General features: G+C 24.1%; 30 protein-coding genes and 3 pseudogenes. 19 read left to right on the top strand and 14 right to left on the bottom strand.

Features of this window, described 5'->3' with window-relative positions; all coding sequences use genetic code 4:
• The first annotated feature begins 13 nt into the window (after positions 1-13).
• The 5 genes from ACQH23_RS08465 (at position 14) to ACQH23_RS08445 (ending at position 2366) form a co-directional block, all read left to right on the top strand.
• Positions 14-304: a hypothetical protein gene (locus ACQH23_RS08465; RefSeq protein ID WP_425377994.1), complete on the top strand. Its 291-nt coding sequence runs from the start codon at positions 14-16 to the stop codon at positions 302-304.
• Positions 297-443, top strand: coding sequence for a hypothetical protein (locus ACQH23_RS08460; protein WP_425377993.1), 147 nt, complete (start codon positions 297-299; stop codon positions 441-443). The genes ACQH23_RS08465 and ACQH23_RS08460 overlap by 8 nt, the downstream gene beginning before the upstream one ends.
• A 590-nt stretch (positions 444-1033) precedes the next feature.
• On the top strand, positions 1034-1222 hold the full coding sequence (locus tag ACQH23_RS08455; protein ID WP_425377992.1) for a hypothetical protein: 189 nt from the start codon (positions 1034-1036) through the stop codon (positions 1220-1222).
• Between the two features lie 137 nt (positions 1223-1359).
• Positions 1360-2094: a recombinase RecT gene (locus ACQH23_RS08450; protein ID WP_425377991.1), complete on the top strand. Its 735-nt coding sequence runs from the start codon at positions 1360-1362 to the stop codon at positions 2092-2094.
• On the top strand, positions 2076-2366 hold the full coding sequence (locus ACQH23_RS08445) for a hypothetical protein (RefSeq protein WP_425377990.1): 291 nt from the start codon (positions 2076-2078) through the stop codon (positions 2364-2366). Before ACQH23_RS08450 ends, ACQH23_RS08445 begins: the two co-directional genes overlap by 19 nt.
• Positions 2367-2437: 71 nt before the next feature.
• Here the strand turns inward: ACQH23_RS08445 and ACQH23_RS08440 are convergent, their stop codons facing one another.
• The 3 genes from ACQH23_RS08440 to ACQH23_RS08430 form a co-directional block, all read right to left on the bottom strand.
• Positions 2438-3034 carry a DDE-type integrase/transposase/recombinase gene (locus tag ACQH23_RS08440; RefSeq protein WP_425377989.1) on the bottom strand — a complete coding sequence of 199 codons (597 nt, stop codon included), beginning with the start codon at positions 3032-3034 and terminating at the stop codon, positions 2438-2440.
• A gap of 260 nt (positions 3035-3294) precedes the next feature.
• Positions 3295-3558 (bottom strand): transposase family protein, encoded by a 264-nt coding sequence (locus ACQH23_RS08435; RefSeq protein WP_425377767.1) that lies wholly within the window; start codon positions 3556-3558, stop codon positions 3295-3297.
• A 48-nt stretch (positions 3559-3606) separates the two neighbouring features.
• On the bottom strand, positions 3607-3870 hold the full coding sequence (locus ACQH23_RS08430) for a helix-turn-helix domain-containing protein (protein WP_425377988.1): 264 nt from the start codon (positions 3868-3870) through the stop codon (positions 3607-3609).
• Between the two features lie 57 nt (positions 3871-3927).
• Here ACQH23_RS08430 and ACQH23_RS08425 point away from each other — a divergent pair, with 57 nt between their 5' ends.
• Complete coding sequence (locus ACQH23_RS08425) at positions 3928-4497, top strand: DDE-type integrase/transposase/recombinase (protein ID WP_425377987.1); 570 nt, start codon at positions 3928-3930, stop codon at positions 4495-4497.
• A gap of 54 nt (positions 4498-4551) precedes the next feature.
• Positions 4552-5247: an IS30 family transposase gene (locus ACQH23_RS08420; protein WP_425379332.1), complete on the top strand. Its 696-nt coding sequence runs from the start codon at positions 4552-4554 to the stop codon at positions 5245-5247.
• 129 nt (positions 5248-5376) lie between these two features.
• On the opposite strand, the pseudogene ACQH23_RS08415 reads toward ACQH23_RS08420, so the two are convergent.
• The 3 genes and pseudogenes from ACQH23_RS08415 to lepA all read right to left on the bottom strand — a co-directional run.
• Positions 5377-5439 (bottom strand): annotated as a pseudogene (locus ACQH23_RS08415) (hypothetical protein); the annotation flags it as partial.
• Between the two features lie 173 nt (positions 5440-5612).
• The gene (locus ACQH23_RS08410; RefSeq protein ID WP_425377986.1) at positions 5613-5876 is read right to left on the bottom strand and encodes a transposase family protein; all 264 of its coding nucleotides are present in this window, start codon (positions 5874-5876) and stop codon (positions 5613-5615) included.
• A 234-nt stretch (positions 5877-6110) separates the two neighbouring features.
• A complete protein-coding gene (gene lepA / locus ACQH23_RS08405; RefSeq protein ID WP_425377985.1) occupies positions 6111-7913 on the bottom strand; it encodes a translation elongation factor 4 in 1803 nt (600 codons plus the stop codon).
• A gap of 542 nt (positions 7914-8455) precedes the next feature.
• Between lepA and ACQH23_RS08400 the strand changes: the two genes are divergently transcribed.
• The gene (locus ACQH23_RS08400) at positions 8456-9304 is read left to right on the top strand and encodes an IS3 family transposase (RefSeq protein WP_425377984.1); all 849 of its coding nucleotides are present in this window, start codon (positions 8456-8458) and stop codon (positions 9302-9304) included.
• Between the two features lie 369 nt (positions 9305-9673).
• Here ACQH23_RS08400 and ACQH23_RS08395 read toward each other — a convergent pair whose 3' ends face one another.
• Positions 9674-10180 (bottom strand): hypothetical protein, encoded by a 507-nt coding sequence (locus ACQH23_RS08395; RefSeq protein ID WP_425377983.1) that lies wholly within the window; start codon positions 10178-10180, stop codon positions 9674-9676.
• Between the two features lie 83 nt (positions 10181-10263).
• On the opposite strand from ACQH23_RS08395, the gene ACQH23_RS08390 reads away from it, so the two are divergent.
• Complete coding sequence (locus ACQH23_RS08390; RefSeq protein ID WP_425377982.1) at positions 10264-10866, top strand: FMN-dependent NADH-azoreductase; 603 nt, start codon at positions 10264-10266, stop codon at positions 10864-10866.
• A gap of 325 nt (positions 10867-11191) precedes the next feature.
• Here the strand turns inward: ACQH23_RS08390 and ACQH23_RS08385 are convergent.
• From ACQH23_RS08385 to ACQH23_RS08370, 4 genes and pseudogenes are all read right to left on the bottom strand, one after another.
• A pseudogene (locus ACQH23_RS08385) lies at positions 11192-11998 on the bottom strand (IS30 family transposase); the annotation flags it as partial.
• A 39-nt stretch (positions 11999-12037) separates the two neighbouring features.
• Positions 12038-12721 (bottom strand): DDE-type integrase/transposase/recombinase, encoded by a 684-nt coding sequence (locus ACQH23_RS08380; protein WP_425377981.1) that lies wholly within the window; start codon positions 12719-12721, stop codon positions 12038-12040.
• Positions 12722-12894: 173 nt separating this feature from the next.
• Positions 12895-13158: a transposase family protein gene (locus tag ACQH23_RS08375; protein ID WP_425377767.1), complete on the bottom strand. Its 264-nt coding sequence runs from the start codon at positions 13156-13158 to the stop codon at positions 12895-12897.
• Positions 13159-13228: 70 nt separating this feature from the next.
• Positions 13229-13408: pseudogene (locus ACQH23_RS08370) on the bottom strand (helix-turn-helix domain-containing protein); the annotation flags it as partial.
• Between the two features lie 388 nt (positions 13409-13796).
• Between ACQH23_RS08370 and ACQH23_RS08365 the strand changes: the two are divergent.
• The 7 genes from ACQH23_RS08365 (at position 13797) to ACQH23_RS08335 (ending at position 20501) form a co-directional block, all read left to right on the top strand.
• A complete protein-coding gene (locus ACQH23_RS08365) occupies positions 13797-14195 on the top strand; it encodes a hypothetical protein (protein WP_425377980.1) in 399 nt (132 codons plus the stop codon).
• Positions 14188-15648: a PBSX family phage terminase large subunit gene (locus ACQH23_RS08360; protein ID WP_425377979.1), complete on the top strand. Its 1461-nt coding sequence runs from the start codon at positions 14188-14190 to the stop codon at positions 15646-15648. Before ACQH23_RS08365 ends, ACQH23_RS08360 begins: the two co-directional genes overlap by 8 nt.
• Entirely contained in the window at positions 15621-15752 is a 132-nt protein-coding gene (locus tag ACQH23_RS08355) for a hypothetical protein (protein ID WP_425377978.1), read from the top strand. The genes ACQH23_RS08360 and ACQH23_RS08355 overlap by 28 nt, the downstream gene beginning before the upstream one ends.
• Before the next feature lie 165 nt (positions 15753-15917).
• Positions 15918-16823 (top strand): hypothetical protein, encoded by a 906-nt coding sequence (locus tag ACQH23_RS08350; protein ID WP_425377977.1) that lies wholly within the window; start codon positions 15918-15920, stop codon positions 16821-16823.
• Positions 16824-16970: 147 nt separating this feature from the next.
• Entirely contained in the window at positions 16971-17309 is a 339-nt protein-coding gene (locus tag ACQH23_RS08345; RefSeq protein WP_425377976.1) for a hypothetical protein, read from the top strand.
• 3 nt (positions 17310-17312) lie between these two features.
• The gene (locus ACQH23_RS08340) at positions 17313-17630 is read left to right on the top strand and encodes a hypothetical protein (protein ID WP_425377975.1); all 318 of its coding nucleotides are present in this window, start codon (positions 17313-17315) and stop codon (positions 17628-17630) included.
• A gap of 117 nt (positions 17631-17747) precedes the next feature.
• Entirely contained in the window at positions 17748-20501 is a 2754-nt protein-coding gene (locus tag ACQH23_RS08335; protein ID WP_425377974.1) for a hypothetical protein, read from the top strand.
• 20 nt (positions 20502-20521) lie between these two features.
• On the opposite strand, the gene ACQH23_RS08330 is transcribed toward ACQH23_RS08335, so the two are convergent.
• Positions 20522-20878 (bottom strand): lipoprotein, encoded by a 357-nt coding sequence (locus ACQH23_RS08330; protein ID WP_425377973.1) that lies wholly within the window; start codon positions 20876-20878, stop codon positions 20522-20524.
• A 23-nt stretch (positions 20879-20901) separates the two neighbouring features.
• Positions 20902-21840 (bottom strand): hypothetical protein, encoded by a 939-nt coding sequence (locus ACQH23_RS08325; protein ID WP_425377972.1) that lies wholly within the window; start codon positions 21838-21840, stop codon positions 20902-20904.
• Between the two features lie 314 nt (positions 21841-22154).
• On the opposite strand from ACQH23_RS08325, the gene ACQH23_RS08320 reads away from it, so the two are divergent.
• From ACQH23_RS08320 to ACQH23_RS08310, 3 genes are read left to right on the top strand one after another with little or no spacing between them, the layout of a single operon-like run.
• A complete protein-coding gene (locus tag ACQH23_RS08320; RefSeq protein WP_425377971.1) occupies positions 22155-22616 on the top strand; it encodes a hypothetical protein in 462 nt (153 codons plus the stop codon).
• A gap of 17 nt (positions 22617-22633) precedes the next feature.
• Positions 22634-24040, top strand: coding sequence for a hypothetical protein (locus tag ACQH23_RS08315; protein ID WP_425377970.1), 1407 nt, complete (start codon positions 22634-22636; stop codon positions 24038-24040).
• 6 nt (positions 24041-24046) lie between these two features.
• On the top strand, positions 24047-24607 hold the full coding sequence (locus ACQH23_RS08310) for a hypothetical protein (protein ID WP_425377969.1): 561 nt from the start codon (positions 24047-24049) through the stop codon (positions 24605-24607).
• Positions 24608-24832: 225 nt separating this feature from the next.
• Here the strand turns inward: ACQH23_RS08310 and ACQH23_RS08305 are convergent, their stop codons facing one another.
• On the bottom strand, positions 24833-26173 hold the full coding sequence (locus ACQH23_RS08305) for an Mbov_0401 family ICE element transposase-like protein (protein WP_425377968.1): 1341 nt from the start codon (positions 26171-26173) through the stop codon (positions 24833-24835).
• Positions 26174-26338 lie beyond the last annotated feature (165 nt).

Here is a 26338-nt window from a genome sequence, read left to right as displayed (position 1 = left end):
GAGGAATAAGAAAATGTCATATTGTATTAGTGATTACTTAAATGAAAAATGAATTAATAATAACGCATTAAAAATTAGTAATAAAGATATTATTTATGCACAAATTGATAGTGACTATGATATGAGTTGAGAATTAAATTTATATCTTAAATTTGGTAATGAAGAGCGACATGTAGGTAATATTTCATTGCCAAAAGATTTTGATTTAAATTTAAAATGATATGAAATTGATGAGGTTAAAAGTTTAATAGATGATTATTTAGAAGATGAAGAAGCAGACTACGAAGTGATAAATTATGAATAATATGTGAAAAGATGAAAGTGGTTATGTTTATAGCGAAGAAGATTTATTTAATATCGCATTAGAAGAATGTTATTCAGAAGAGACTGCTTACGAATATATTGATAATTTAATAAGTGAAATGGATTTGGAGGAAATTTAATTATGGTAGATTTAAAGTTGAATAATCAAATTAAAAATATTACCTATCCATTTTATTTAAAAGGTAATGATTTTAAATAATTAAGTTTAAAAGCATTACCAATTAAAAATTGAATTGATAATCATGGTCAAGAATTAGCAGAGTTTATCTATCGTCATCTTAATCATTATGCATTAAATGGTTATCAAGATATACATTTAAAAGATATACCCAGTGCTATTAGTAAAATTTATTTTGTTTTTAGAGAACCATTAGAATTAATAAAAGATTTTAAAGATGAAGTAAATCGAATTAGAGTTAATATTATTAATTTATAAAAAGTACTTCAAAATAATAAAATTGAAATTAAAAATAGCCTAATACAAGTTCAATACTTAAAACAACAACAGTTTATTCAAACTAAAAAACAAGAACAAGAAAATAGGGTTGAATATGCTAATAACTTAACGCCTGATATGGGGTTAGACATGGACCAAATTGAAGATGAACAAGTTCGTGTTATGGAAGATGTAGCAAAAATAGAACAAGATTTATAAAAAACTACTAGTAAATTTCGGAAATAAAAAATATTAATTAAAGATATTGATATTTTGAGTGTTAATGATGATTTTTTACAAAATGCTGATAAATTAGAACTTATTAATTTAATTAAAAATTATTTAATTGTTGATGAACAAATTGTTAAAAACGAAATTAAAAAACAATGAGATAGTAATAAAAACATTAATACTATTGGTGTTAATGGAATTAAATTCAAAATAAATAAAGGAGAGAAATAATTATGAATAATCAAATGGGAATAAAATAATTAGTAGAAACAGCAATTAAAGCATATGAATTAAATGTTAATGCTAAATATTTACAAGAAAATTTAATTGCTTTACAAGAACTAAAATTAAAAAATAATCAAAGTTATATGAATTTAGTGGGTAATGCTGATAATGGAAAAATTACAGCCTTAGGAATTATTAATTTAAGTAATAAAGGTTTAATTTTTGGCAAAGATTTTAATATTATTCCATTTAAAAATAAATTAACAACTATTATTGATAGTAGTGTGTTTCAAAAAAGAATGGAACAAGAAAATTGAATGTTAAAACGAGGAATTATTTATAAAAGTGAAAAATTTGTATGAGATACTGATTTACAAAAAACCAAATTACATGAAATAGATTTTATGACAAATACCAGTCAATATGAAAATATTATTGGTGCTTATGCTTTTGGAATTAATCGATTAACTGGTGAAACAAAAGGAATTTTATTAAGAAAAGCCGATATTGACCGTTTAAAAAATAGTAGTCCAAGTGGAAATAGTGAATATTCGCCTTGAAATAAATGACCAAAAGAAATGGTTGAAGCAAAATTATATCGTAAATTAGCCCAAGAATTAGGTGTAGATATTACTGACATTGATTTAGATGAAAAAGAAATAAAAGAAGATGGTAATTTTGATTATATACCTTTTAATGATATTACTGTCGCCAAAAATAAGGGGCAGATGAGCGATAAACCCTTATCAAATAATATAAATACCCTATCTTATGAAGAAATAGCGGACACTAATGATAATGTAGTTAAAGAAGAAGATATTTCTAATGTAGTACCAACAGTTAATAATAATGATGAAGAATGAGCAAGATGGGAATAAAAATAGGTATTGACTCATCAGGAACTGGTACTACGGCTATTGTTGCTTTTAAAGATAATATGTTATTAGATAAACAAGAATTTATAAACAAAGATTGAAAAGAACACTCTAAATTTATTATAAATTATTTGAAAAATGAAAAACCATTTGAGGAAATATTATCAAATAATAATAAACTAAAATATTTAATTTTTATAGAAAATTGTTTATATACAAATGCCAATGGCTCAAAAGATAGAGATAATTTATTAAGACTATTGGATTCATTATAAACACAAGGATATATTGCTATTGTTTCACCAAAATAGACTGCACCCCGTTTAGTAAGTATTAATAAAAAGGTTTACAAACTTTCATTTATTATATCTTTTTCTTTTTGGTTTGAATATCATTTATTTCATTTTTTAACATCATTAATATATTCATTATGAGATTTATAATTTTTATTATGGATTGTTCCTTTTTTAAGTAATGAATGAAAACTTTCAATAATAATGTTGTCTGCACAATGATAATTTTTACCCATTGAAATTATAATTTTGTTATCTAAACATTTACTATTATAATCTTTAGATGTATATTGATATCCGTGATCTGAATGAATTATTGTTTTATTTAGATCTTTTTTTATTTTTTTAATTTTATTAATTGCAGCATTTAAATTATCAATTACAAGTTTGTTATTATTAAATTTTGATCATTTTACATCAATAATTTCTTTAGTATATCCATCAATTATTGTTGATTGATAATGTTTTTTACCATTTCAAATTAAATAAGTTACATCAGTAAATAAAATTAAAAATCTTTCTTTAATATCATTAAAATTACGATTTACTAAATCAGGATATTTAATTATATTTTTATTTCTATTTTGTTTTATTAATATTTTTCTACGCATACGCTTTACATATTCAGCTTGAATATTATTTTCTTTCATAATTCGTAATACTTTCTTAGCATTATAAACAATGCCATAATCTTCTTTTAAATATTTGGTAATTCGACGATAACCAAATTGTTTTAAATTTTCTTCATAGACTTTTACAATATTTTTTAATGGTTCACTATCCTTACCATTACTTGAATAATTTTTATATTTATCTCAATAACTACGCTTTAAATCTGTTATATCAAGTAATAAATTTAGTGGATATTTATTAAGGTTTTCTTTGATAAAAAATACAATTTTTCTTTTATTTAATTGTAAAAGTCATGAAGCTTTTTTAATAATTCATACCTAACTTTGTAATAGTTTAAATCTCTTTTTTCAAATGATTCTTTTGGACCTTTATTGGTGTTTAAAATCCCTTTCTTAAAATTTTCATACCATGAAGCAACAGTTTTTTTATTAATTGCATATTTTTTTGCAATAAAACTTATACTATTATTTTTAACCTCTTGTCCTATCATTTTTCGAAAATCTGCTGTATATTTATTAAATTTTTGTCCTTTTCTTGCCATATAAAAATGCACCTCCTTTAAAGTTTAGCAAAGACTTTTTTTCTTTACTTACTTTTTTGGGTGCAGTCTATATTTTACTAATTCTCTATTTTTAAACTTATGAAAATAAATATGTGATTGTTTTCTATTTTCTGCTTTATTTTGTGCAATTAATGAAAAATAATGATTATTATCTTTATTTCTATTAACTTCTCGAATAATAGTACTAATACTTCGATTAAGATTTTTAGCTATTTCACTAATTTTTATTTTAAACTTCAATTGATTCTCAATATAAATTCTTTCATCTATGCCAAGATGTTTATATCTCATATAAAAACTCCTTGCTTTATTTTTTCTAAAATAAACTTAGCATCATAAAATTTTTATATGAGATTTTTTGCAATTTTATTTACTTGCACTTACAAGTATAATTCAGCAAATATAATTAAATATCCTGATTTAGTAAATCGTAATTTTAATGATATTAAAGAAAGATTTTCAATTTTATTTACTGATGTAACTTATTTAATTTGAAATGGTAAAAAACATTATCAATCAACAATAATTGATGGATATACTAAAGAAATTATTGATGTAAAATGATCAAAATTTAATAATAACAAACTTGTAATTGATAATTTAAATGCTGCAATTAATAAAATTAAAAAAATAAAAAAAGATCTAAATAAAACAATAATTCATTCAGATCACGGATATCAATATACATCTAAAGATTATAATAGTAAATGTTTAGATAACAAAATTATAATTTCAATGGGTAAAAATTATCATTGTGCAGACAACATTATTATTGAAAGTTTTCATTCATTACTTAAAAAAGGAACAATCCATAATAAAAATTATAAATCTCATAATGAATATATTAATGATGTTAAAAAATTAAATAAATGATATTCAAACCAAAAAGAAAAAGATATAATAAATAAAAGTTTGTAAACCTTTTTATTAATACTTACTAAACGGGGTGCAGTCTAATATGTACAACAAAAATTATTATTAGGTTGATCACCCGAACAAATTTATGGCAGAATTAAAAATTTTCATAAAGAATGAATTATTAGTTTTAAAACAATTTACAATTGAATTTATTCTGGATTACTTGAAAAAGTTACTAATAAAAATTTAAGAAGAAAAGGTAAGAAACGAAAATATCAAGAAAATCGGGGTAAATTTAATGGTAAATCAATTAAAGAACGAAATGCTAATGTTAATAATAGCGTAACTCTTGGTCATTGAGAAGGTGATACCGTAGTATCATCACGAGGTAAAAGTAAATCATGTTTAATAACTTTAGTTGAAAGAACATCAAGATTTACTTTAGCAATATTAGTTGAAAATAGAACTACTAAAGTTATTAACGAAAATATTAGCCATTATTTATCAATTCTTCCAAATAATCTTGTTAAGACTATAACATTTGATTGTGGTAAAGAATTTGCTAATTGACAACAACTTGAAAAAAATTTAAATGTGAAAATTTATTTTGCTAATGCATATTCACCCTGACAAAGAGGTACTAATGAAAATACTAATGGTTTAATTAGAGAAAAATTTCCTAAAAAATTTAATTTTTCAAATACTACTAAAAATGCAGTTCATAAATTTATATTGTCTTTAAACCAAAGACCAAGAAAAATACTAAATTATCTTTCGCCAATCGAATATTTGGTTAGAAAAATAATTTAGTTGCACTTAACTTTACAATTTGGCATTTTTATTTCTATTTTGTTTTATTAATATTTTTCTACGCATACGATTTACATATTCAGCTTGAATATTATTTTCTTTCATAATTCGTAATACTTTCTTAGCATTATAAACAATGCCATAATCTTCTTTTAAATATTTGGTAATTCGACGATAACCAAATTGTTTTAAATTTTCTTCATAGACTTTTACAATATTTTTTAATGATTCGCTATCCTTACCATTACTTGAATAATTTTTATATTTATCTCAATAACTACGCTTTAAATCTGTTATATCAAGTAATAAATTTAGTGGATATTTATTAATGTTTTCTTTGATAAAAAATACAATTTTTCTTTTATTTAATTGTAAAAGTCATGAAGCTTTTTTAATAATTCATACCTAACTTTGTAATAGTTTAAATCTCTTTTTTCAAATGATTCTTTTGGACCTTTATTGGTGCTTAAAATTCCTTTCTTAAAATTTTCATACCATGAAGCAACAGTTTTTTTATTAATTGCATATTTTTTTGCAATAAAACTTATACTATTATTTTTAACCTCTTGTCCTATCATTTTTCGAAAATCTGCTGTATATTTATTAAATTTTTGTCCTTTTCTTGCCATATAAAAACGCACCTCCTTTAAAGTTTAGCAAAGACTTTTTTTCTTTACTTACTTTTTGGGGTGCAGTCTAATATTTATTTGAAAGTCCACATAAATATGGTCCAACTTATTGTAACCTATCCACCCATTTAATTTTACAATTCAGGAAAAATAAAAAAAACAATCTCACAATAATTTTTTTACCGGTTCATCGTACAGGACGCCATTTAATAAAAAATTGCTATATATTAGCAATTAATCATCTAATTTTAATACCGCCATAAAAGCTTCTTGTGGCACTTCAACTGACCCAATTGCTTTCATCCGTTTTTTTCCTTCTTTTTGTTTTTCTAATAATTTCTTTTTCCGGGTAATATCTCCACCATAACATTTTGCTAAAACATTTTTTCGCATTGCTTTAATATCTTCTCGGGCAATCACCTTATGATTAATTGATGCTTGAATTGGGACTTCAAAATTTTGGCGTGGAATAATTTCTTTTAATTTAGCACATATTGCTTTCCCGCGCCCGTAAGCAAAATCACGGTGAACAATAATTGATAAAGCATCAATAATTTCATTGTTTAATAAAATATCCATTTTAACTAATTTATTTGGACGATAACCAATAAAATCATAATCTAATGATGCATAACCTTTACTAATTGATTTTAACCGATCAAAAAAATCAAAGACAATTTCATTTAATGGCATTTCATAAGTTAAAATTCGACGGGTATCATCAATATATTCTAAGTTAACATATGTTCCCCGCTTATTTTGACATAATTTCATTAAAGCGCCGATATGTTGTTCGGGGGTTATAATTGTTGCTTTAACAAAAGGTTCTTCAATCCGGTCAATTTTTTGCACGGCGGGTAATTTACTTGGATTATCAATACTATTCATTTCTTTATTTGTTAAATAAACATGGTAAATTACCGAGGGAGCTGTTGCAATTAATTCTAAGTTATATTCCCGTTCTAATCGTTCTTGAATTACATCCATGTGTAGTAATCCTAAAAAACCACAGCGAAAACCAAAACATAAGGCTTGTGATGTTTCGGGTTCATAAACAAGGGACGCATCGGATAATTTAATTTTTTCTAACGCTTCTTTTAAGTCCTTATAATTAGTTGAATCAATTGGATATAAACCACAAAAAACCATTGGATTCATTTTTTTATAACCTGGTAATGGATGCTGTGCTGGTTTTGCAACACTTATAATCGTATCTCCCACCCGAACATCGCGAACCATTTTAATGCTTGCTGCTAATCAACCAACTTCGCCGGCTACCAACTGGTCTTTTTTTACTTCTTTTGGCGTTTTAACGCCTAATTCCGTGACTTCATAAATAGCCCCTGTATTCATTAATTTAATTTTTTCACCAACGTGAACAGTTCCTTGCTTAACACGAATTAAAACCATTACTCCACGATATTTATCATAATGTGAATCAAAAATTAAAGCTTGTAACGGATTATTATCATCAGCATCTAATGGCGCCGGAATTTCTTTCACAATTGTCTCTAAGACTTGTTCAATATTTAAACCAGTCTTGGCACTAATTAAAGGAGCATTTGTTGCTGGAATCCCAATTAAATTTTCAATCTCTTCCTTAATTCGTTCTGGATCAGCTGATGGTAAATCAATTTTATTAATAACCGGAATAATTGTTAAATTATTATCAATTGCTAAATAAACATTAGCTAATGTTTGCGCTTCGATTCCTTGTACCGCATCAACAACTAAAATGGCTCCCTCACAAGCTGCTAAACTACGCGACACTTCATAAGTAAAATCAACATGCCCGGGAGTATCAATTAAATGAAAAATATACTCTTGTTGATCTTGCGCATGATATTTTAACTGGATTGAATTTAATTTAATCGTAATACCGCGCTCACGTTCTAAGTCCATTGAATCTAATAATTGTTCTTGCATTTCACGTTTTTCAACTGTTCCTGTTAACTCTAAAATCCGGTCTGCTAACGTTGACTTTCCATGATCAATATGGGCAATAATTGAAAAATTACGAATTAATTTTTTATCCATATTAAAATTAAGACCCTTTCTATTTAAAAAGTTACTTATTTATTCCTATTAATTATACATAATTTTAACAAAATAACTTGAAACTTTAATTTTGTCGAAAACTCTTTATATTAAAAATATACCTAATTTTAGATATATTTTATAAATATTAAGAGTTTTCGACAAAATTAAAGAAAATTTCTATATTTTATAGGGGTTTTTGACTTTATCAAGAGTTTTCTACAAAATTAAAAAATAAGTAAAGTTTTTACGCGATTTATAAAAACAAGAAAAAATACCCTTAATTTATTAGACTTCTTGCGATACCTTGTTATTTATGATTAAAAAGCAATTAAAATTTTTAAAAATGATTATTTTAAAGTTTAATTTAATTTTTTTTATTTGCTGAATTATACTTGCACTTACAAGTATAATTCAGCAAATAAAAAAAGAAAATGAAAGAATAAAAGCTGAGAATGAGGTTTTAAAAAAAGCTTGAAGCTCTTCCAAAGATAAAAACAAAAACAAACATTAGAAAACAAATTGCTTTTATTAAATCAGAATTGCAAGTTTCAAAAATTACTTTATCATGATATTTAAAAGAATTAAGAATTTCATATGATACTTGAAATAAATATTCAAAAAATTGTGATGAATATCAACCAAATATTGATTATTCAATATATGAAATAATTAAAGCAATTCATAGAGAAAATAGTATTAAAGGACACAGACAAATTAAATTATCTTTGGAAGAGCAAAAAATTAATGTGTCGAATTCAACAGTTTATCGTTATATTAAATTAGCTAATAGAATTTCTAGTGTAAGAATTAAAACAAGAAAAAAAATTAATCATTTCTTAAAAATGACAAATGAACATATTCGACATAAATATCTATTAAAACGTAATTTTAAAGCTGAAAAAACTAATCAAAAGTGATCAATTGATATTACGTATGTTAAAACAATCACAGAATGAGTATATTTATTTGCAATCAAGGATTTATTTAGTAATTTAATAGTAAATTATTCTTTAACAACAACTCCAACAGTAAATTGAGTAAATAATTGTATCAAAGAAGCAATTATTAAAAGAAAAATAATCAAAGGTGAATTAACTATTAATTCTGATCAAGGTATTCATTTCACTTCAAAAGCTTATGAAAAATTATTAAAAAAACACGGTATAAATATAAGTATGTCAAGAAGAGGCAATTGTTTAGATAATTCACCGATTGAAAATCAATTTTCAATTCTTAAAACCGAGAACTCAGAATTATCACACTGTAAAAATATTTTAGAAGTAAAAAATATTGTAGATAATTATATAATTCATTATAATGAAAAAAGAAAAAATTTAAATTTAAAAATGCCACCACTTCAATATGAAATGAAAGCATTTTTTAATTAAAATTCTCAGTTATCTGAAACTGTCCACTTTTAATAAAATGTTAGATATTTTAAAAGAAGCCGAGTTAAAAAAATTCTTTAATTTTGTAGAAAAATCTTGATAAAGTCAAAAAACCCTTATAAAATAGACTTCTTGCGGTATCTTATTATTTATGCTTAAAAAGCAATTAAAATTTTTAAAAATGCTTATTTTAAAGTTTAATTTAATTTTTTTATTTGTAATTTTTTTTATTTTTGTTAGTATCGCAAGAAGTCTAATATAGATATTTGATTTAATTCTGTCGAAAACTCTTGATAAAGTCAAAAAAATCATCAATATGACAATTTGAAAACGAATTTGGTGGAAGATTATTATTGTTCTTTAACTTTTTTAGATGTTAAAATATAATACCGTTGCTTGTTGGTTTGGTGTTAAACCTTTGTGTTGGTATTTTCATTTTCAGAGATTTAAATAATTTTGAATGTTAGTGAACCCTAAATCATGATAATGAATTAAGGCTTCTTTAAGACTTGCTTGTAATTTACTAATTTTATTTAATTTTCGATAACTGGCATCAGGATTTGTCCTAGTTTTAGTGGCATATAAAGTAGAACTTGTTTGTTTTGCTACTAATAAATATAATGGTTGCATATCAGAAATAATAATGGAATTTTTGTTAATTAATTTTGTATTCATATTTTCAATAATTCACTGTTTTTGTAATCGTTTGGTATTAGTGGATTGAACAAAAATATTATTATTAGTATCAACTGCCATTTGAATACAACATTTAGTGTTAGTGGAAAATGGATCAAGATGAATTTTTTTATGAATTAATTTGCAATGATTATCATAGTATCGCAAGAAGTCTATTGATGATTTTTTTGACTTTATCAAGAGTTTTCGACAAAATTAAAGTAAAGTGTTGCATTTGGTTTACAATATACATGATAAAATAAAACTAGAAAGGAAAGATAATTATGGCAAATAAAGTATTAGTAATTTATGGAACCGTTAGCCCAAATAAGAAATCATATTCAAAGGCTTTAGCAGCCCGTTTTATTAAATATTATCAAGTTGACAACCCAAAAGATGAAATTATTCATTTAGATCTAAATGAGGCCCCAATGGCTGTTAAAACAATTACACGAGATAACTTTGGAACTTTTTTTAATACAGAGGATGCTGATTTTTATATTAACCAATTAAAAGAAGTCCAAAAAGTTATTGTTGTATGTCCAATGAATAATTTTAATGTTTCAGGCTTAATGAAAAATTATTTAGATCATGTGTTAGTTGCTGATAAAACATTTTCTTATAAATATTCCAAAAAATGGGGTGCAATTGGGTTATTACCCCATTTAAAAGTTCAAATTTTAACAACCCAAGGGGCACTTTTTGGATGATACTCTTGAGGAAATCACACTGAATATTTAAAAGGAACATGAGAATTTGTTGGCGCAAGTGTTAATCAACCAATTCTTGTGGCAGGAACAAAAGTGGCCCCAACAAGCTTTCTAACACCAGATGAATTAATTGACCAATATGATGAAGAAATTCAAAAAGTTGTTAAAACTTTTTAATAAGTCGTTGTGTAGATACAAACGGCAAATTTATATCTTGTTAAATTAATAATAAAATATTTTTAATAAATTGCAACTTTAATTTTGCCGAAAAATCTTGATATTTTAATATTTTAACAAAACCCTGATTTTATTTGGTTTTTAATAAAATGTATTTCTTGCAAATATCTATATTTTATAAGGGTTTTTGACTTTATCAAGATTTTTCTACAAAATTAAAGAATTGCAACCATTTTTTCAAAAAAAATATTTTTTTGTTATCTAATTTCATTTTAAGTACATTTAAGCACACTGAAAAATAATTTATTAAATTTTTAAAATAAACTTATCTAAAATTATTTAAAAATACTTCTTTAGATGTTCTTCAATTCAAACAAGGCCTTAATTTTTCATTCATAACATTAACTACTCAATCTATTTCTTGTTGAGTAACATTATTAAAATCCGTTCCCTTAATATACCGTTTTCTAAATTCACGGTTCATTCTTTCAATTAATGGTTTTTGTTTTGGTGAACCCGGATCACAAAAATAAATATTAGAACCAGTAATATTTTCTATTTCTTCAAACTTACTAAATTCTTTTCCTCTATCAGTTATTATTCCTTTAATTTTTCCAACCAAACCATTAATTTTAACTAATTCTTCAAGTTTTTCTAAAACCTCATTAGCAGTATGTTCTCCTAATTTAATTGCAAAATAATTTTTACTATTTTGTTCAACTAATACCAAACAACTAGATTGATGGTCTTTTCCAACTACGGTATCCATTTCAAAAAAACCAACATTAGATTTTTTATTTTCAATATCTCATATTGATTTGAATTTATCATCTAATTTTCCGCGATTATCAGGTCTTTTCTTTGTTATATTTCTTCTGCCACCATTTAATAAATTTTTATTTAACAAACCCAAAAGACCTAAATAAATTCATTTATAAAAAGTTTTAAGACAGGAAGGAAATTTGACACCAAACTTTATTAAAAATCGATGAATAATTTCCGCTGGCGAATCACCAAAAATATTAAATCGTAAATTTAAAAATTCTTGCTGCTCTTATGTAAATGTAGGTAGTTTTTTAATAGACCTTTTTCGCTTTTGTTTATAATCTTTTTGTGCTTCAACTGGCATATAATAGACTGCACCCTGTTTAGTAAGTGTTAATAAAAAGGTTTACAAACTTTCATTTATTATATCTTTTTCTTTTTGGTTTGAATATCATTTATTTCATTTTTTAACATCATTAATATATTCATTATGAGATTTATAATTTTTATTATGGATTGTTCCTTTTTTAAGTAATGAATGAAAACTTTCAATAATAATGTTGTCTGCACAATGATAATTTTTACCCATTGAAATTATAATTTTGTTATCTAAACATTTACTATTATAATCTTTAGATGTATATTGATATCCGTGATCTGAATGAATTATTGTTTTATTTAGATCTTTTTTTATTTTTTTAATTTTATTAATTACAGCATTTAAATTATCAATTACAAGTTTGTTATTATTAAATTTTGATCATTTTACATCAATAATTTCTTTAGTATATCCATCAATTATTGTTGATTGATAATGTTTTTTACCATTTCAAATTAAATAAGTTACATCAGTAAATAAAATTGAAAATCTTTCTTTAATATCATTAAAATTACGATTTACTAAATCAGGATATTTAATTATATTTTTATTTCTATTTTGTTTTATTAATATTTTTCTACGCATACGCTTTACATATTCAGCTTGAATATTATTTTCTTTCATAATTCGTAATACTTTCTTAGCATTATAAACAATGCCATAATCTTCTTTTAAATATTTGGTAATTCGACGATAACCAAATTGTTTCAAATTTTCTTCATAGACTTTTACAATATTTTTTAATGGTTCACTATCCTTACCATTACTTGAATAATTTTTATATTTATCTCAATAACTACGCTTTAAATCTGTTATATCAAGTAATAAATTTAGTGGATATTTATTAAGGTTTTCTTTGATAAAAAATACAATTTTTCTTTTATTTAATTGTAAAAGTCATGAAGCTTTTTTAATAATTCATACCTAACTTTGTAATAGTTTAAATCTCTTTTTTCAAATGATTCTTTTGGACCTTTATTGGTGTTTAAAATCCCTTTCTTAAAATTTTCATACCATGAAGCAACAGTTTTTTTATTAATTGCATATTTTTTTGCAATAAAACTTATACTATTATTTTTAACCTCTTGTCCTATCATTTTTCGAAAATCTGCTGTATATTTATTAAATTTTTGTCCTTTTCTTGCCATATAAAAATGCACCTCCTTTAAAAGTTTAGCAAAGACTTTTTTTCTTTACTTACTTTTTTGGGTGCAGCCTATAATCTTCTACCTTTTTAAATCGCTTTATTTCTCTTTTAACAGTATTAATTCCACGATTCATTTGCCGTGCTATTTCTGATAAATTAATTGAATCATTTTTCTTTTTACAAATATCAGAAAATAATAAATCTTTAAATAAATTTCGTTCATCAAATTTTACATGTGTATATTTTTGCATTTTTCTGTCTCCAATTCTTTTTAAAATATTTATAACATTAAATTAAAAATTATTGACAATTATTTTTATAAGTATATAATCTAAGTGATAAACAGTAAGTAAATTCTGTCTCTTAAAGATGTTTATAAAAAATAAAGTAATTAAGTTTACTGCAATGTTTCTTTTAACTGAGATATATAAATAAAAATTTTTCTAGATTATTATTAATATATAAAATTAGGAGAAACATTGCGGTAATTAAGTTTACTTTTTTTTATTTTGATGTAAAATATAAATGATAAAAAAAGAACCGCGATGGTTCTTTGTTATATTTTCAGATATAGTTTACTCTTTTATTTAATCATATTCATTAAATAATAGCAATTTTAGTATGCAAAAAGGAGTAAAAATGAAAGAATTTAATCCAAAAACAGCAAGTTTACGAACATTTTATCGTAAAATAGAGCAGTTTTGACGTGATAAATCACCTAATATCCCCTATACTTTGAATGATTTAACCAATAAATTAAATCTTTCTCGCCATTGAAGACAAGAAATTTATCGGAGCGAAAAGATAGTTGCTTTACTTGAAAAACAAGTTGATAAAATAGAAAGTGAACTTATTAAACAAATGGTTAAAACGCCAGAAGGTACTAGGTTATATTGACAGCGTGCATTTAATTATAAATATTCACTGCAAGAAAAAGAACTTGAAAAAGAATTAAACTTAAATAATCAACAACCAATAATTGTTAATTTACAAACGGATATTAGAGATATTAAAAAAGAAAGTGATAATAATGCTTAATCATTTTACTTATTTGTTAGAAACGCCTTATTGGTTATTACAAAATAGTAATATTGGTAATAAATATCCATTTGTTAAGAAATATGAATTAGTTAATGAAATTAATCAAATTGGGACACGATATAGCGGTAAGACTATATCAAATATTAAAATGTTTGGTGAATTATTAAAAATTAGTTTATTAATTAAAGAGCCAATTTGTATAATTGCTAGTATGTATTGGAGTAAAGATTTAAAAGATAGTGTATTTCAAAATATATGAAATATGTTAGATGAAAATAATATTCCTTATACTATTAATTTATCAAATTTTACTTTTACTTTATCAAATGGTAGCAAAATATATTGTAAAGGTTTACATTCACCAAGTCGAAAAGAAAAATTAAAAGCCTTTGCTGATTTGAATAAGTATAAATTAGTAATTGATTGAAGAGAAGAATGTGACCAATTTCAACAAAAAGATTTAAGTGATTTAGAGTTTGCTATTCGTGGTTATCAAAATAAAATAACAATTAATACGTGTAATCCTGAAAGTTTAAAAAGATATATTGTTGGTTATTGTAATGAATTATTAGCTTTTAATGAAGAAATAATGCGTAGTAAATATGAACAAATTAAATATATTGAAAAATGAAATATGAAAATTATTATTCATTATTCTAGTTGAAGACTTAATTATAAATTACCACAAGATAAAGTTAATGAACAATTAAGATTAGAACAATTAGATATTGAAAGAGCAAGAGTGTGGAGTTGAGGATTGCCCGGTAATACTAGTGGTTCAATCTTTGCGAGATATATTGATATTATGCAAGCAATAGATATTATTCAACCAACGAAATTATTAGGTGGTGTTGATATTGCTAATGCTACTAGTCCAAAAGGACATACAACAGCAGCTAGTTTTTGATTATATAATTCATTTGATAAAAAAGCATATAAAGTCGCAGAATATACTCATTCAAATGCTACACAGCAATTTAAAACAGAATTAGAACAAGTAAAAGATATTTTAGAGTTTTATAACAATCAATTAAATCAATATTTTAATTTAATACAACAAGGTATATCAATAAATGTTGATGATAGTGCATATTCAACATTACAAAGTTTAAATAGAGAAAAATATAATTATACTTTTGGGAAATATATGACATTTAAACCAGCACAAAAACATAAATTTAAAATAAGACATCGGATTGAAGCATTTACAATGTTAATAAATACAAACCAATTAAAATGATTATGAGAAAAATGTCCTGTCAGTAAAACCCAATATGAATTAATTCAATGAGAAGATAAACCAGATGCCAGAGAAGAACGAATGTTAGACTTATATGATGATACATTTGATAGTGATTTTTATGCTTTACATTTTGAATTAATACCAATGGTTAAACATAATAATTCAGCAGATTATAAATTATGACAACAAAGGGAGTGAATAACTTAATGAAAAAAGATATTTATGTAATCCATGATGAACGTGTAATAAATGCAAAAAGACCTTATATGTCTGTTTGTGGACAAGTTAAAAAAGACTTTGTCAAGAATTAAAAAAAGATAATATCGCAATATGTAAATTAAATTTATATAACGAATATATTAAAAAATATCAAAAAGTTAAAGTATGTGTTCAAGTTTTAGCAAATGAGCCAAATTTATTAACAGTAAATATTATTAATTATGCACTTATCTTAAAATTAAAGGAGCAAAATAACCATGAATAATACTTTCCCTAGTTTACCAAACTTAAGTGATATTAATAGTGTTTTAAAATTTTATAATTATGATTGAACAATTAATTTAGCAAATATTATTGCTCGTCATCAAATGCGATTAATAAATGGTAAAGATATTTTATTTAAGTCTCATCGTAAAGACATTTTAGAAAAATTAAATTGATGATATGAAACTTATAAAATAAAAGAAAAATTAGATAAAAATGAATTAACAGCAAGTTTAATGGGTAAAACTATTTTCGGTTTATTAGAGACTAGTGATGGCAATATTGATTTATGAATTAATCCTTTTAACTTTACATCACGTGTAAGTAAAATAAATGAAATTGAACAAGGGGCCGACATTTGATTAAATTATCATCAATCAGATAGTGGTTTTATTTTAAATTTAATTTGTACCAAAGATAAAATAGTTATTAAAGGTTGACCAAAAAATAACGAGGTAGTTGTTGGACAAAGTAAAACACAAATTAAAGATGATGTTAGACCTATTTTAGTTCAAGAATTTAAAAATAAATTAGGTATAGTACCTTTTTGAGAAATGATTAATGAACCTAATCCGTTGTTCTTATCAACTTCAACTACATTAAATCCATGACCTACAATGGCAAATTGTTATAAATTACAATTTGATTTAGAAGATAGTTTTAATATTAAATCAAAAGAACGATGAGCTAATCGTACGCACTGATATGGGGTATTAGATGATGGTTTAATGAATGCTTACAATATGGGAAATAAAAAAGCATTACAAGATGTATTTGATGATATTTTCATTCAATCAGGTCAAACGGCAGCAGATGGGACATCATCACAATCTTTACAAGTAGTACAAGGTGCACCAACATTAGAAACATATACCGAAGATCAAAAATCAATTATTTAACAAGTATATTTAGCATGTCATTTTTCTAGTCCTTTTGGTGATAAATCAGATAATGACCATAATAAAACACAGTCATTATTAACTAAAACAAAAGACTTAGAAAAACAAGCATATTTACAAGCATATCGTAAGCAATATTATACTAAGATGTTTGATACTGTTTTAAAATATTATGGTTTATGAGATGGTATTGGTGAACGGCCTTATGGTTTTGATTTTATTAGTGCTAGTTTAGTTGACCAAATGCGACAAAATGAATTAATTACTGATAGATTAGATAATGGCACAATGGAACCAATAAGAGCTATAACTGAATATGACAATATTGATGAATTAGAAGCAACAAAATATTTTGAGAAAGTAGAAGAATGACAAGATAAAATGCAAGCCAAAGAAATCGAACATAATAATAAATTACTAGAATATGATGAAACTGGTAATAATCAAAACGCCTTACAAGGTAGAACGGAAATAAAGGAGAATTAAAAAATGAGTAGAATTAACCCAGGAGTTATCGAAGAACTAAGAAGACAAGCCCACGATACTTTAATAGATATAAGAGAAAATATAAAAGATAATAGACATTGAATGGTATTTCCTTTTAATGTTTATAGTTCATATATTCCTGATACTGAAACAGGTTGAAAAACTAATAACGCAAAGCCTAGTGATTATGGTAGATATTCAAGAATATTTGATAATATGGAAAGTACGATTGCACAATGACAAGATAGTTTAAAAATAGTTCAAAAACATAAAGGTGAAGAAATTAAGATATTAACAATTGATGATTTTAGTAAACAATAAATTAATTCAACTATATGAGCCAATAATGAAACACCTTTCGCGATAAAATTAAAAGATGAAAATAATAATGTTTATTGAAAATTAATTGATGGTGAAAACATTTATGATATTAATAGAATGTTAGCATACTTAAAGCAATATAAATTAAGTTATTTTATTAATAATGATAATAAAGCCGATAATTTTTATACAAAAGATGTTAAGGTTGGTAAATATTGAGATGCTTATATGATTGATGATAGAAGTTCAATTCAATTTGGAGAAGATAAATTTGAACAAGTATTTACCCAACAATCAACTGAAAGACAATATACTTTATTAATTTTAGATGAAGATGCAAGTAAATTAAATATTAATGATTATTATAATTTTTATACGGTTTTTAATGACCATGGATTAAATATTGGTGGAGGTAATATAAATATTGCTCCCCAAGATAGACAATGATTATATCCATCAAATGTTATTAATTATTATTCACCATGAGATGGTAGTTTTTTATGACAAGAAATTACCTTTTCAAGTATTAATGACAAAATTAGTAATAGTGGTTTATCAGTACGACAATTTATTCAAACATCAGCACCTGGGGAAGGATACTGCTTTCCTAAAATAACTTATAATGAGAAAACAAATACATCAACTATTGAATTAGATGATATGTTATTAAAAGACCCCGGTGTTAGAGCAATGGCAGTTAAATTTTATGGTAATCCGATCTTTTTTGATATGCCTGTTATTGGCCGGCCAATTATTAAAGGTCAATTTAATCCAAAAGTAATGAATTCACGAGATTTATTAATGTATAACATGTATCCGTGTCCGCCTGACAAAGTTAATACTTATGCATCACCTGAAGTAAGTTGATATAACATTCAAGGGATTCAACCAACAATGATAACTGGTTATGAAAACTGAAAAAAAGATATGGAAAGTAGATATGATTTTTGAAAGCAAAAAAATAGTGAGGGTATTGTTATAACTGACCAAGAAAGTTCGACAGCTACCAATCCTACTGTTGGAAAAACAATTAAAGAAGAAAATAATGACTCTAAATTTTATTGGTCTAAAAATTGAAAAATAATGCCACCAAGTCAAATAAAAGTAAATAGTGGTGACGTTAATAATATTATTAGTACCCAAGCATCATCATATTTTAGAAGAAAAGATGAATTTGGTAATACTGTTGGTAGTGTTCAAATTGAATACAATAAAATGGGTTCATGTAATGTTTGAGATATTTTAAATATGAATAATTTTATTAATCGCCAAATTACTGTCTTACCTTTAAACTATACTCAAAAGTTAGTTTTTAATCCTTTTACGATACCAGGCGGAGTTGGTAAATTCTTAAACTTTATTTCGTTTGGTATTCCTTGGGGCTGAGTTATTAATCAAGATGAAAAAACTTGACCTAATTTTCAATGACTTAATGGCTTTATGAGTGCTAATATTTATAGTTTTTATAATGATGCTTTTTGGTCTGAAAACTCAAAAGGTAAATGTTATTTACCTTTTGAAATATTTAGAGAACAAGGCAATGATAAAGTTGGTGCTATTTTTGGAGCAAATGCCACTAGCTTCGGATTTACTACTTTATTAACTGATAAAATACAAGGTACTGTTTTAACTAAGGGTGGTAAACCAACAAATAATATAGTTTATTCAACATATAATCTAAAACAATTAAATCAAAAAACTAACCGAATTTATTTAATTAATGAACTTACAACAGCAGTAGATGCTCAAACACCAGTTAGTGACGGTGAAGAAGATAATGATTGTGAATTCTTACAAACACCTGATGGGACAAATTGTAGTTATATAATTGATATGTTTTCAATCCAAGCATTATATAAAGGTAATTTTGAAATTATCTTTTATGCTGATAATCCTTATACCAATAATGAAGAAGATTATTTAAGATTATCAGTATGAAGTTTTCGTGGTAAAACAAAAAGTACATTAAATAATTATTTACGTGACATGACAACTAATTATAAAACTAGTTTCTTATTACCACATGATTATGAAATCCCAACATTTAATTACCCACAATATGTATTACCACCAGTGTCATATAGCTATAAAACTTATACAAAAGATATTATTCCTGCCAATGCAAAATTACCTATTAATTTTAGTTTTACAGCACAACCCCAATGTAAAACTGGATTAAGTAATTGGGTTGATTTATTTGATTATAAACTTGAATATAGTGGGTATTATGAAACTGAAATTGATTTAAAACAAATTGACCCAACAATTCAAAGTATCAGTAAATTCCAAGATGCTTATAAAACAATAGAAATAAGTAATCTTAATAATTTTTATATTATCAATAACGCGACTAAAATAGCGAATTATGGTTATAGTAATATAGAATTATTTGTAGGAAGAGGGCAGTGTAATATTAGTGTCGGTGAAATATTTGAATTTAATTTTGTAGAAGGTGGAAGCAAACAAGAAACAAATGCTAATTTTCCTCAAAATAAAATTATTAAAACAAATGAAATTTCAACAGAAATTAAAACATTTGTTATAAGTAAAGCAGATAAATTAAGGGATGTTTCTTTTTCAGAATATAAAACTAAATATCAAGACCAAATAATATCATTTTTAATACAAGTATCAGATACAAATTTAAAACCCATTAATAATGTTCAAAATGTATATTTACAAGCATATTATACTAATAATTTAAAATTAAAAATTAGATTTACAAAAGTTATATGGCCAAGGTTTATGGGGGCTGTTGGTTATCCCAGTTGAGGACATAATACTAATTTAACTTTTTGAAATAATTCTGATAATTTAAATTTTACTAATGAAAGCAATAATACAGTTAATATTATAATTAAGCCAAATTAAAAAAGTGCAATTAGCACTTTTTACTCATCAATTATTTCGCCATTTGTAATATTTATATTGGGTATAAATGGTGTTTTTGTTTCATTTGACCATCAATAAACTTTCCAATTAGGTTCTAACATTAATTTACTTAAATCTGTATTTTTATCAACAATACGCCCTTTTCAACTATTATTTGGATTTAAAACATTATTTAAAATTAATAAATATGTTTTTTTATCATAATCATTAATAAAAAAATCTTGTCTTACAGTTATTGATTTTCATTCTTTATAATCACTATTTTTTTCAGTATATTTTGTATTACAAGCAACTAAACTTGTTGTACTTGTTCCTATTAAAGTGATTGTTCCTAAAATAATTAATATTTTTTTCAAGTATATCCAATTTATTTTTTATATTAATTTAATTGTGATAAAGATTTTATAAATTTTCCCAATTCAACTAATGATAATCCAAAAGACTTTGTAGATTTATAACCTTGTTCTAATATTAACGAAACATTTTTTAGTTCTTCACCTAAATCTTCAATATTTTGTCCTAAATCTTCAATATTTTGATTAGATATTTTATTATTACTTATTTGAATATTTTGTATTTTAGTTCCTATTTCTTTTAAGTTATTCCCCAAAACATATCCATTCAATTCATTTGTTAATCATGGTTTTACAATCATTCTATAATCTTTTAATCCTGGTAATACGTCTGGATAATATTTAAGTTTTTCATTCATTGTTAATTTTATACCTATAGTATTAATATTTTTACCAATAATATTAATATTTTCTTTTATACTATCAGTAGTTAAAATTTCATTTTTATATAAATCAATAATTTCACCTAATTTTTCTAAAATTTCTCCTTGAGAAATAGAACCATTACCTAAATCTTCTACATTTATTAAACTTTTAATTAAACCATTAGTTATTTGTTTTACCAATTTTCCAACTGCTTTCAATTTTATTCCAAAAGTTTTTACATTTTGTCCTAAATTTTGAATACTTTGTTTTAGATTATTTTTATTTATAGTAATATTTTTAATATTTTTCGATAAATCTTCTTTAAGATAATTTCCTAATTCTTGTAATTTTAGCGTTAAATCACGCTCAAGTAATATCATTAATTGACATTCTTTAATTACTTTTTCACCCATATCTTTTACTTTTTCAGATAGGTTATTTTTGATATCTATTAAATTATTTAATTTTTGTGAATTAGTATCTCTTTTTATAATATTTAATTTATTATTTTCTTCTTGATAAGAACTAGCGGCTATTGTTGTTGGTACAGCAGTTCCACTAATTGTTAACACACTTAATAAGCTAAGTAATTTTTTCATACTTGTTTTTCTCCTTTTCTTAATCTTGAAACTTTTTTATCAAGATCTATCCTCATTGTATATATATATATATATATATACAAGCAAAATTGGTAATTATTTTAAAGGCTTTTATCTTGTTAAAAAGCTATTATTACGCGTTTTAAGACCTAAAATAGTAATAAAATATATTAAGTTTAGTATTTTATGTATAAAAAGTATTGTATTAGTAAAATAATAGTATATAATGAAGGCATAGGTTTAATCTTTTTCCGTAAAAAAGAGTTACGCTGACTTGTTAATCGGACAAGGATAAAAAAAGAGGAGTTTATAAAATGGCACTTACAAAAGAACAATTAATCGAACAAGGTTTAAGTGAAGAGATTGCAGAAAATATCTTAAATCAGTTTAATAATGAAGCAAAACAAATTAGAGAAAGTGTGCAAAAACGCGAAGATGTTATATCAAAAGAAGACTTTATTAAATTATCTAATGAATTAGATGAATTAAAAGCCTTTAAAGATGTTCCATCTACTAAAATTGAAGATATTAAAACTAATTTAGATAAAGTTAGTGGTAGTTCTTTATCTGAAAAAATGCAAACTTTAAAAGAATTAAAACCTGATTTGTTTATACAAGAACAACCATCAGTTTCACCAACTAATTTAATTAAAGATATGATTGAAAATTCGGTTGAAAATAAAAATGATGAAATTGAAACTATTAAAGAAAAAGGAACATATACTCCAGAAGAAATTAAGAAATTAACTGATTATACACTTAAAAACCTTAGATAATAAGGGAGTGAAATATTATGGCAACAATTAATTTGCCGCAAGTACATTTTACATTACAAGGTAATACAACAGGTCAAAAAGCCTATGTTGATATGGTTAACGCTATGCTAAGAGGACCATTAATGAATGAGCATGCAAGTATTATGCAATATGCAACTGCAACTGCTGAACAAGTTGCTTGATTACCTAATGCAGGACAAGCGTTATATAATTTAACTCATCGTGTGGTATGACAAGATGATTATGCATTTCCAAATGGTGGGGCAACTCAAACTATGGGATTAACAAGAATTCCGGTGCCTATTAATAAAAGATTTAATTTAAAATTAATGAATGAGGCTTTTGATTTAGCATTAATAGAACAAAATATTAAAAATGGTGTTATTGCTAACGCTATTGCTAGTATTGTACAGAATAAATTTGTTAATTTAGAATGTGAATTAATTCAGGGGATTTATGATTATTGTTTAGCAGATGGTCAATATGAAGTAATTCCATTTCGTGGTTATACAGCCGATAGTGCCGATGAAGCAAATAAAGCATTCTTTACATTAAATGAAACTTTGATTGAATTAACAAATCAAATTAGTAATTTATATTTTGGTTTACCAACCGATAAAATGTTTATGGTTTTAGGACGAAGAGCCTATTTAGGATTAACACCTGCTTATTTAAAAGTAATTGGTTCACAAGCTCAATTAAAAGCAATGGTTAACGGTGAATTATATGAAAATACCGCAATGGGTATTCCGGTATCAAAAAGTTTTCATTTAGAAAAAACATATACAAAAGGACAAGTTAACCGAGATAAAGGTTATAATTTTACTAATATAAATGGTTTACTTATTAATAAACAAGTATGAGCATATCCAATTAATATGGATACTATTCAACAAGTTTTAGATAATTATACTGCTAACCCTAAATGAATTGGTAAATTACAATATGCAACACCAACAATTTTATATCCAAAAACATGTAAGATTATTTTAGAAAAACAACCAACACAAGAAGAAATTGATACTGCTAAAAGTAATTTAAATAAAACATTTAGAGTGCCGGTTGATTATGAAATTTCTACACCAATAAATACAACAAAATCTAATGTAATTTTAACACCAGACGTTGCTAAAATAGATATTAGTAAAATAAATAAATTAGATAAACCAATCATTAATTTACCAGATCCCAAAGATGTTAGTGATGGATGATTAAAACCACAATTTAAAGATGTTGTTTTAAAAGCAGTTAAAACTGTAGATAGTTCTTTAACTGAAAATGATTTTGATTATTCTATTAATCCTAAAGGTGAAGACTGACCAATTGATATTACAAATGATAAAATTGTTGAAGTTTTAATTGAAGGTAAAAACAAAGCAACTGGTAAAACAAAGTCAATTGAAGTAGTAATTAAAAATTCTTAATAAACAATGAATTTATTAATATTACGAATTTTAACTTTATTAACAGAAAATTTAGGAAATAAACCTTTAATAAATAAGTTTGTTAATTTAATTAATAAGGTTAATAAGTTTGCTTCATATTATGCTAATCCTTTTCAAAAGATTACGAATAAAATTGAAGATATTTATCAGTGATTAGATCCTTATACTTATTTAAATTTAATTAAAAAAGGTCATAAAAAAGAAATACAGCAAATATTAAATAAATTAGAAAAAGATAACAATATTAAAAATAGAGAACAATTTAAAAAAGAAAATTATCTAAACACTAATTGACAACCTTTAAATAGTAGTTGACTTGATAGTGGTATGTTTAATATAACAAATAAATTAACTTTAACAGGCAATTTAACTATTTTAATATATACAAAAACAGCAAAACACCCGAAGTTTTATGGTCCATATGTTTATCCTAGTGTTCCATTTGAAATTTGAAAATTATTAAGTAATGCTGTATCTAATGCTGGAACTTTATTTTGGCGTTATTGATTAAGAAAATGATTACCTAGTCATTTTCTTAATCAATAACGCCAAAATAAAGTTCCAGCATTAGATACAGCATTACTTAATAATTGGTTGTATGTATTATTTAAGGGTTTTAATTAATACCTTAGAAATTATGGAATAATATACCACTTACTTATTTAGATTATATTACTTTTAATTTTATTGTCAATATATTTTTATATTTTTTTAAATTTTTCCACGACAAAAATACATGTTTATTAAAGTTATTTAATTTATTAGATAAAATTAATAAAAATATAAGTTTGATTGTAAACTATTATTTACAAAATTATTAACTGAATAATTAATTCTATTTTCTTCTAATGGTTCATTAGTATTAAATAAATTAATTTTATTTTTAAAATTTATCATACTAGTATTTAATTTATTTTTAAGAGTTTTTTCATTATAAGTTGCTTTTTTAACCGAAACACCTTTACAGTAATGTGATATATCACCCTCAATATGACAACCAATATTATTTCATAATGTTTGATTTCTTACGCCTTCTTCATTATTTTTAATTAATCTAATTGTATCTTTTAAGAATTTCATTTTTGATTCTTTTATAAAAGAAGCGCTGTTTTCTAAACATTCTAATAATTCTTCATATTTAGCATTAAAAAAATAATCAACTGCTTTATGATATGTTTCTTTATTTTTCTTGTTTTTACTTTGATAAGGATATAATTTTTTAAATCTACTTGCAAGATGAAATTTATCTATCGTGTAATGTACTTTATTTTTAGGGAAATATTCTTGAATAAATTTTGCAATATTTTTAATTAAAGGTGCACCATCACCCAATACCATAAATTCAATATTGTCATTAATATCATAATAACTTGTAATTAATGTAAGTAATTTACTAACAAAATTAGTTAATTTACTATTTTTTTTAATATATTCTGGAATATTATCTAGTTCTATAACACCTAATTTATTTGCAATTACAGGTCTTTTTTTAGTTGATTTTGCTTTATCAAATCCAGTATGAACAGTTGAAAATATACTATGTTTTTTTATTTTTTCTTTTAATTTTTTCTTTTCATTTCACATTTTTAAATAAGTTCCATCAATTTGAATATATAAAGTATGAGGTACCTTTATTTTTTTATCAGTTTTATTAATATAATATTCTTTATCAGTTTTTGCATTTTTCATAATATTTGAAATTGTTTTTATACAAATTTTTACATGTTCCATAGTATCTAAAATATCTTGATATGTTTTTTTATTGCCAATAAATGATAATATTTTTTCTTTAATAGTATTATCTATTCTTTGTCATTTTTCAATTCCTAAAAGCTTATCCAAAGGAAAAATATATTCTTCTTTGCCTGTTTCTGGATTAATTTTATAATATTTTCTTCTTTTAAAAGTTATTTTCCCATTTAAAATAGTTAATGTTCTTGGTTTTATTTCTTTTACTTTATAATCTTTAAATTCTTTTAAAGTTTCATCATTTTTATAATTTTTAAAAATTCATTCATCACAATCTTCTAAATTTTGTTGAATAATTTCAATACTTTGTTTATCAAAAAAATTAATAGAATTGTTAAAAAAATTATCATCAATATTTATCATTTATTTTGCCCTCTTTTCTTTTATAAAGTTAATATTGTTCACACACTAACTCTATTTTAAATATTTGTCAAATTTATTTTTAATAAAAAAAACAAGATTAATAATAATCTTGTAAAGGGGGTGGGTAATTAATATTATTAACTATCTTAATTTTTATTAAAACAA

The sequence above is a fragment of the Spiroplasma endosymbiont of Polydrusus pterygomalis genome (assembly GCF_964030635.1).
Classification (GTDB): domain Bacteria; phylum Bacillota_I; class Bacilli_A; order Mycoplasmatales; family Mycoplasmataceae; genus Spiroplasma.
This window is presented reverse-complemented; position numbering and strand designations above follow the sequence as displayed.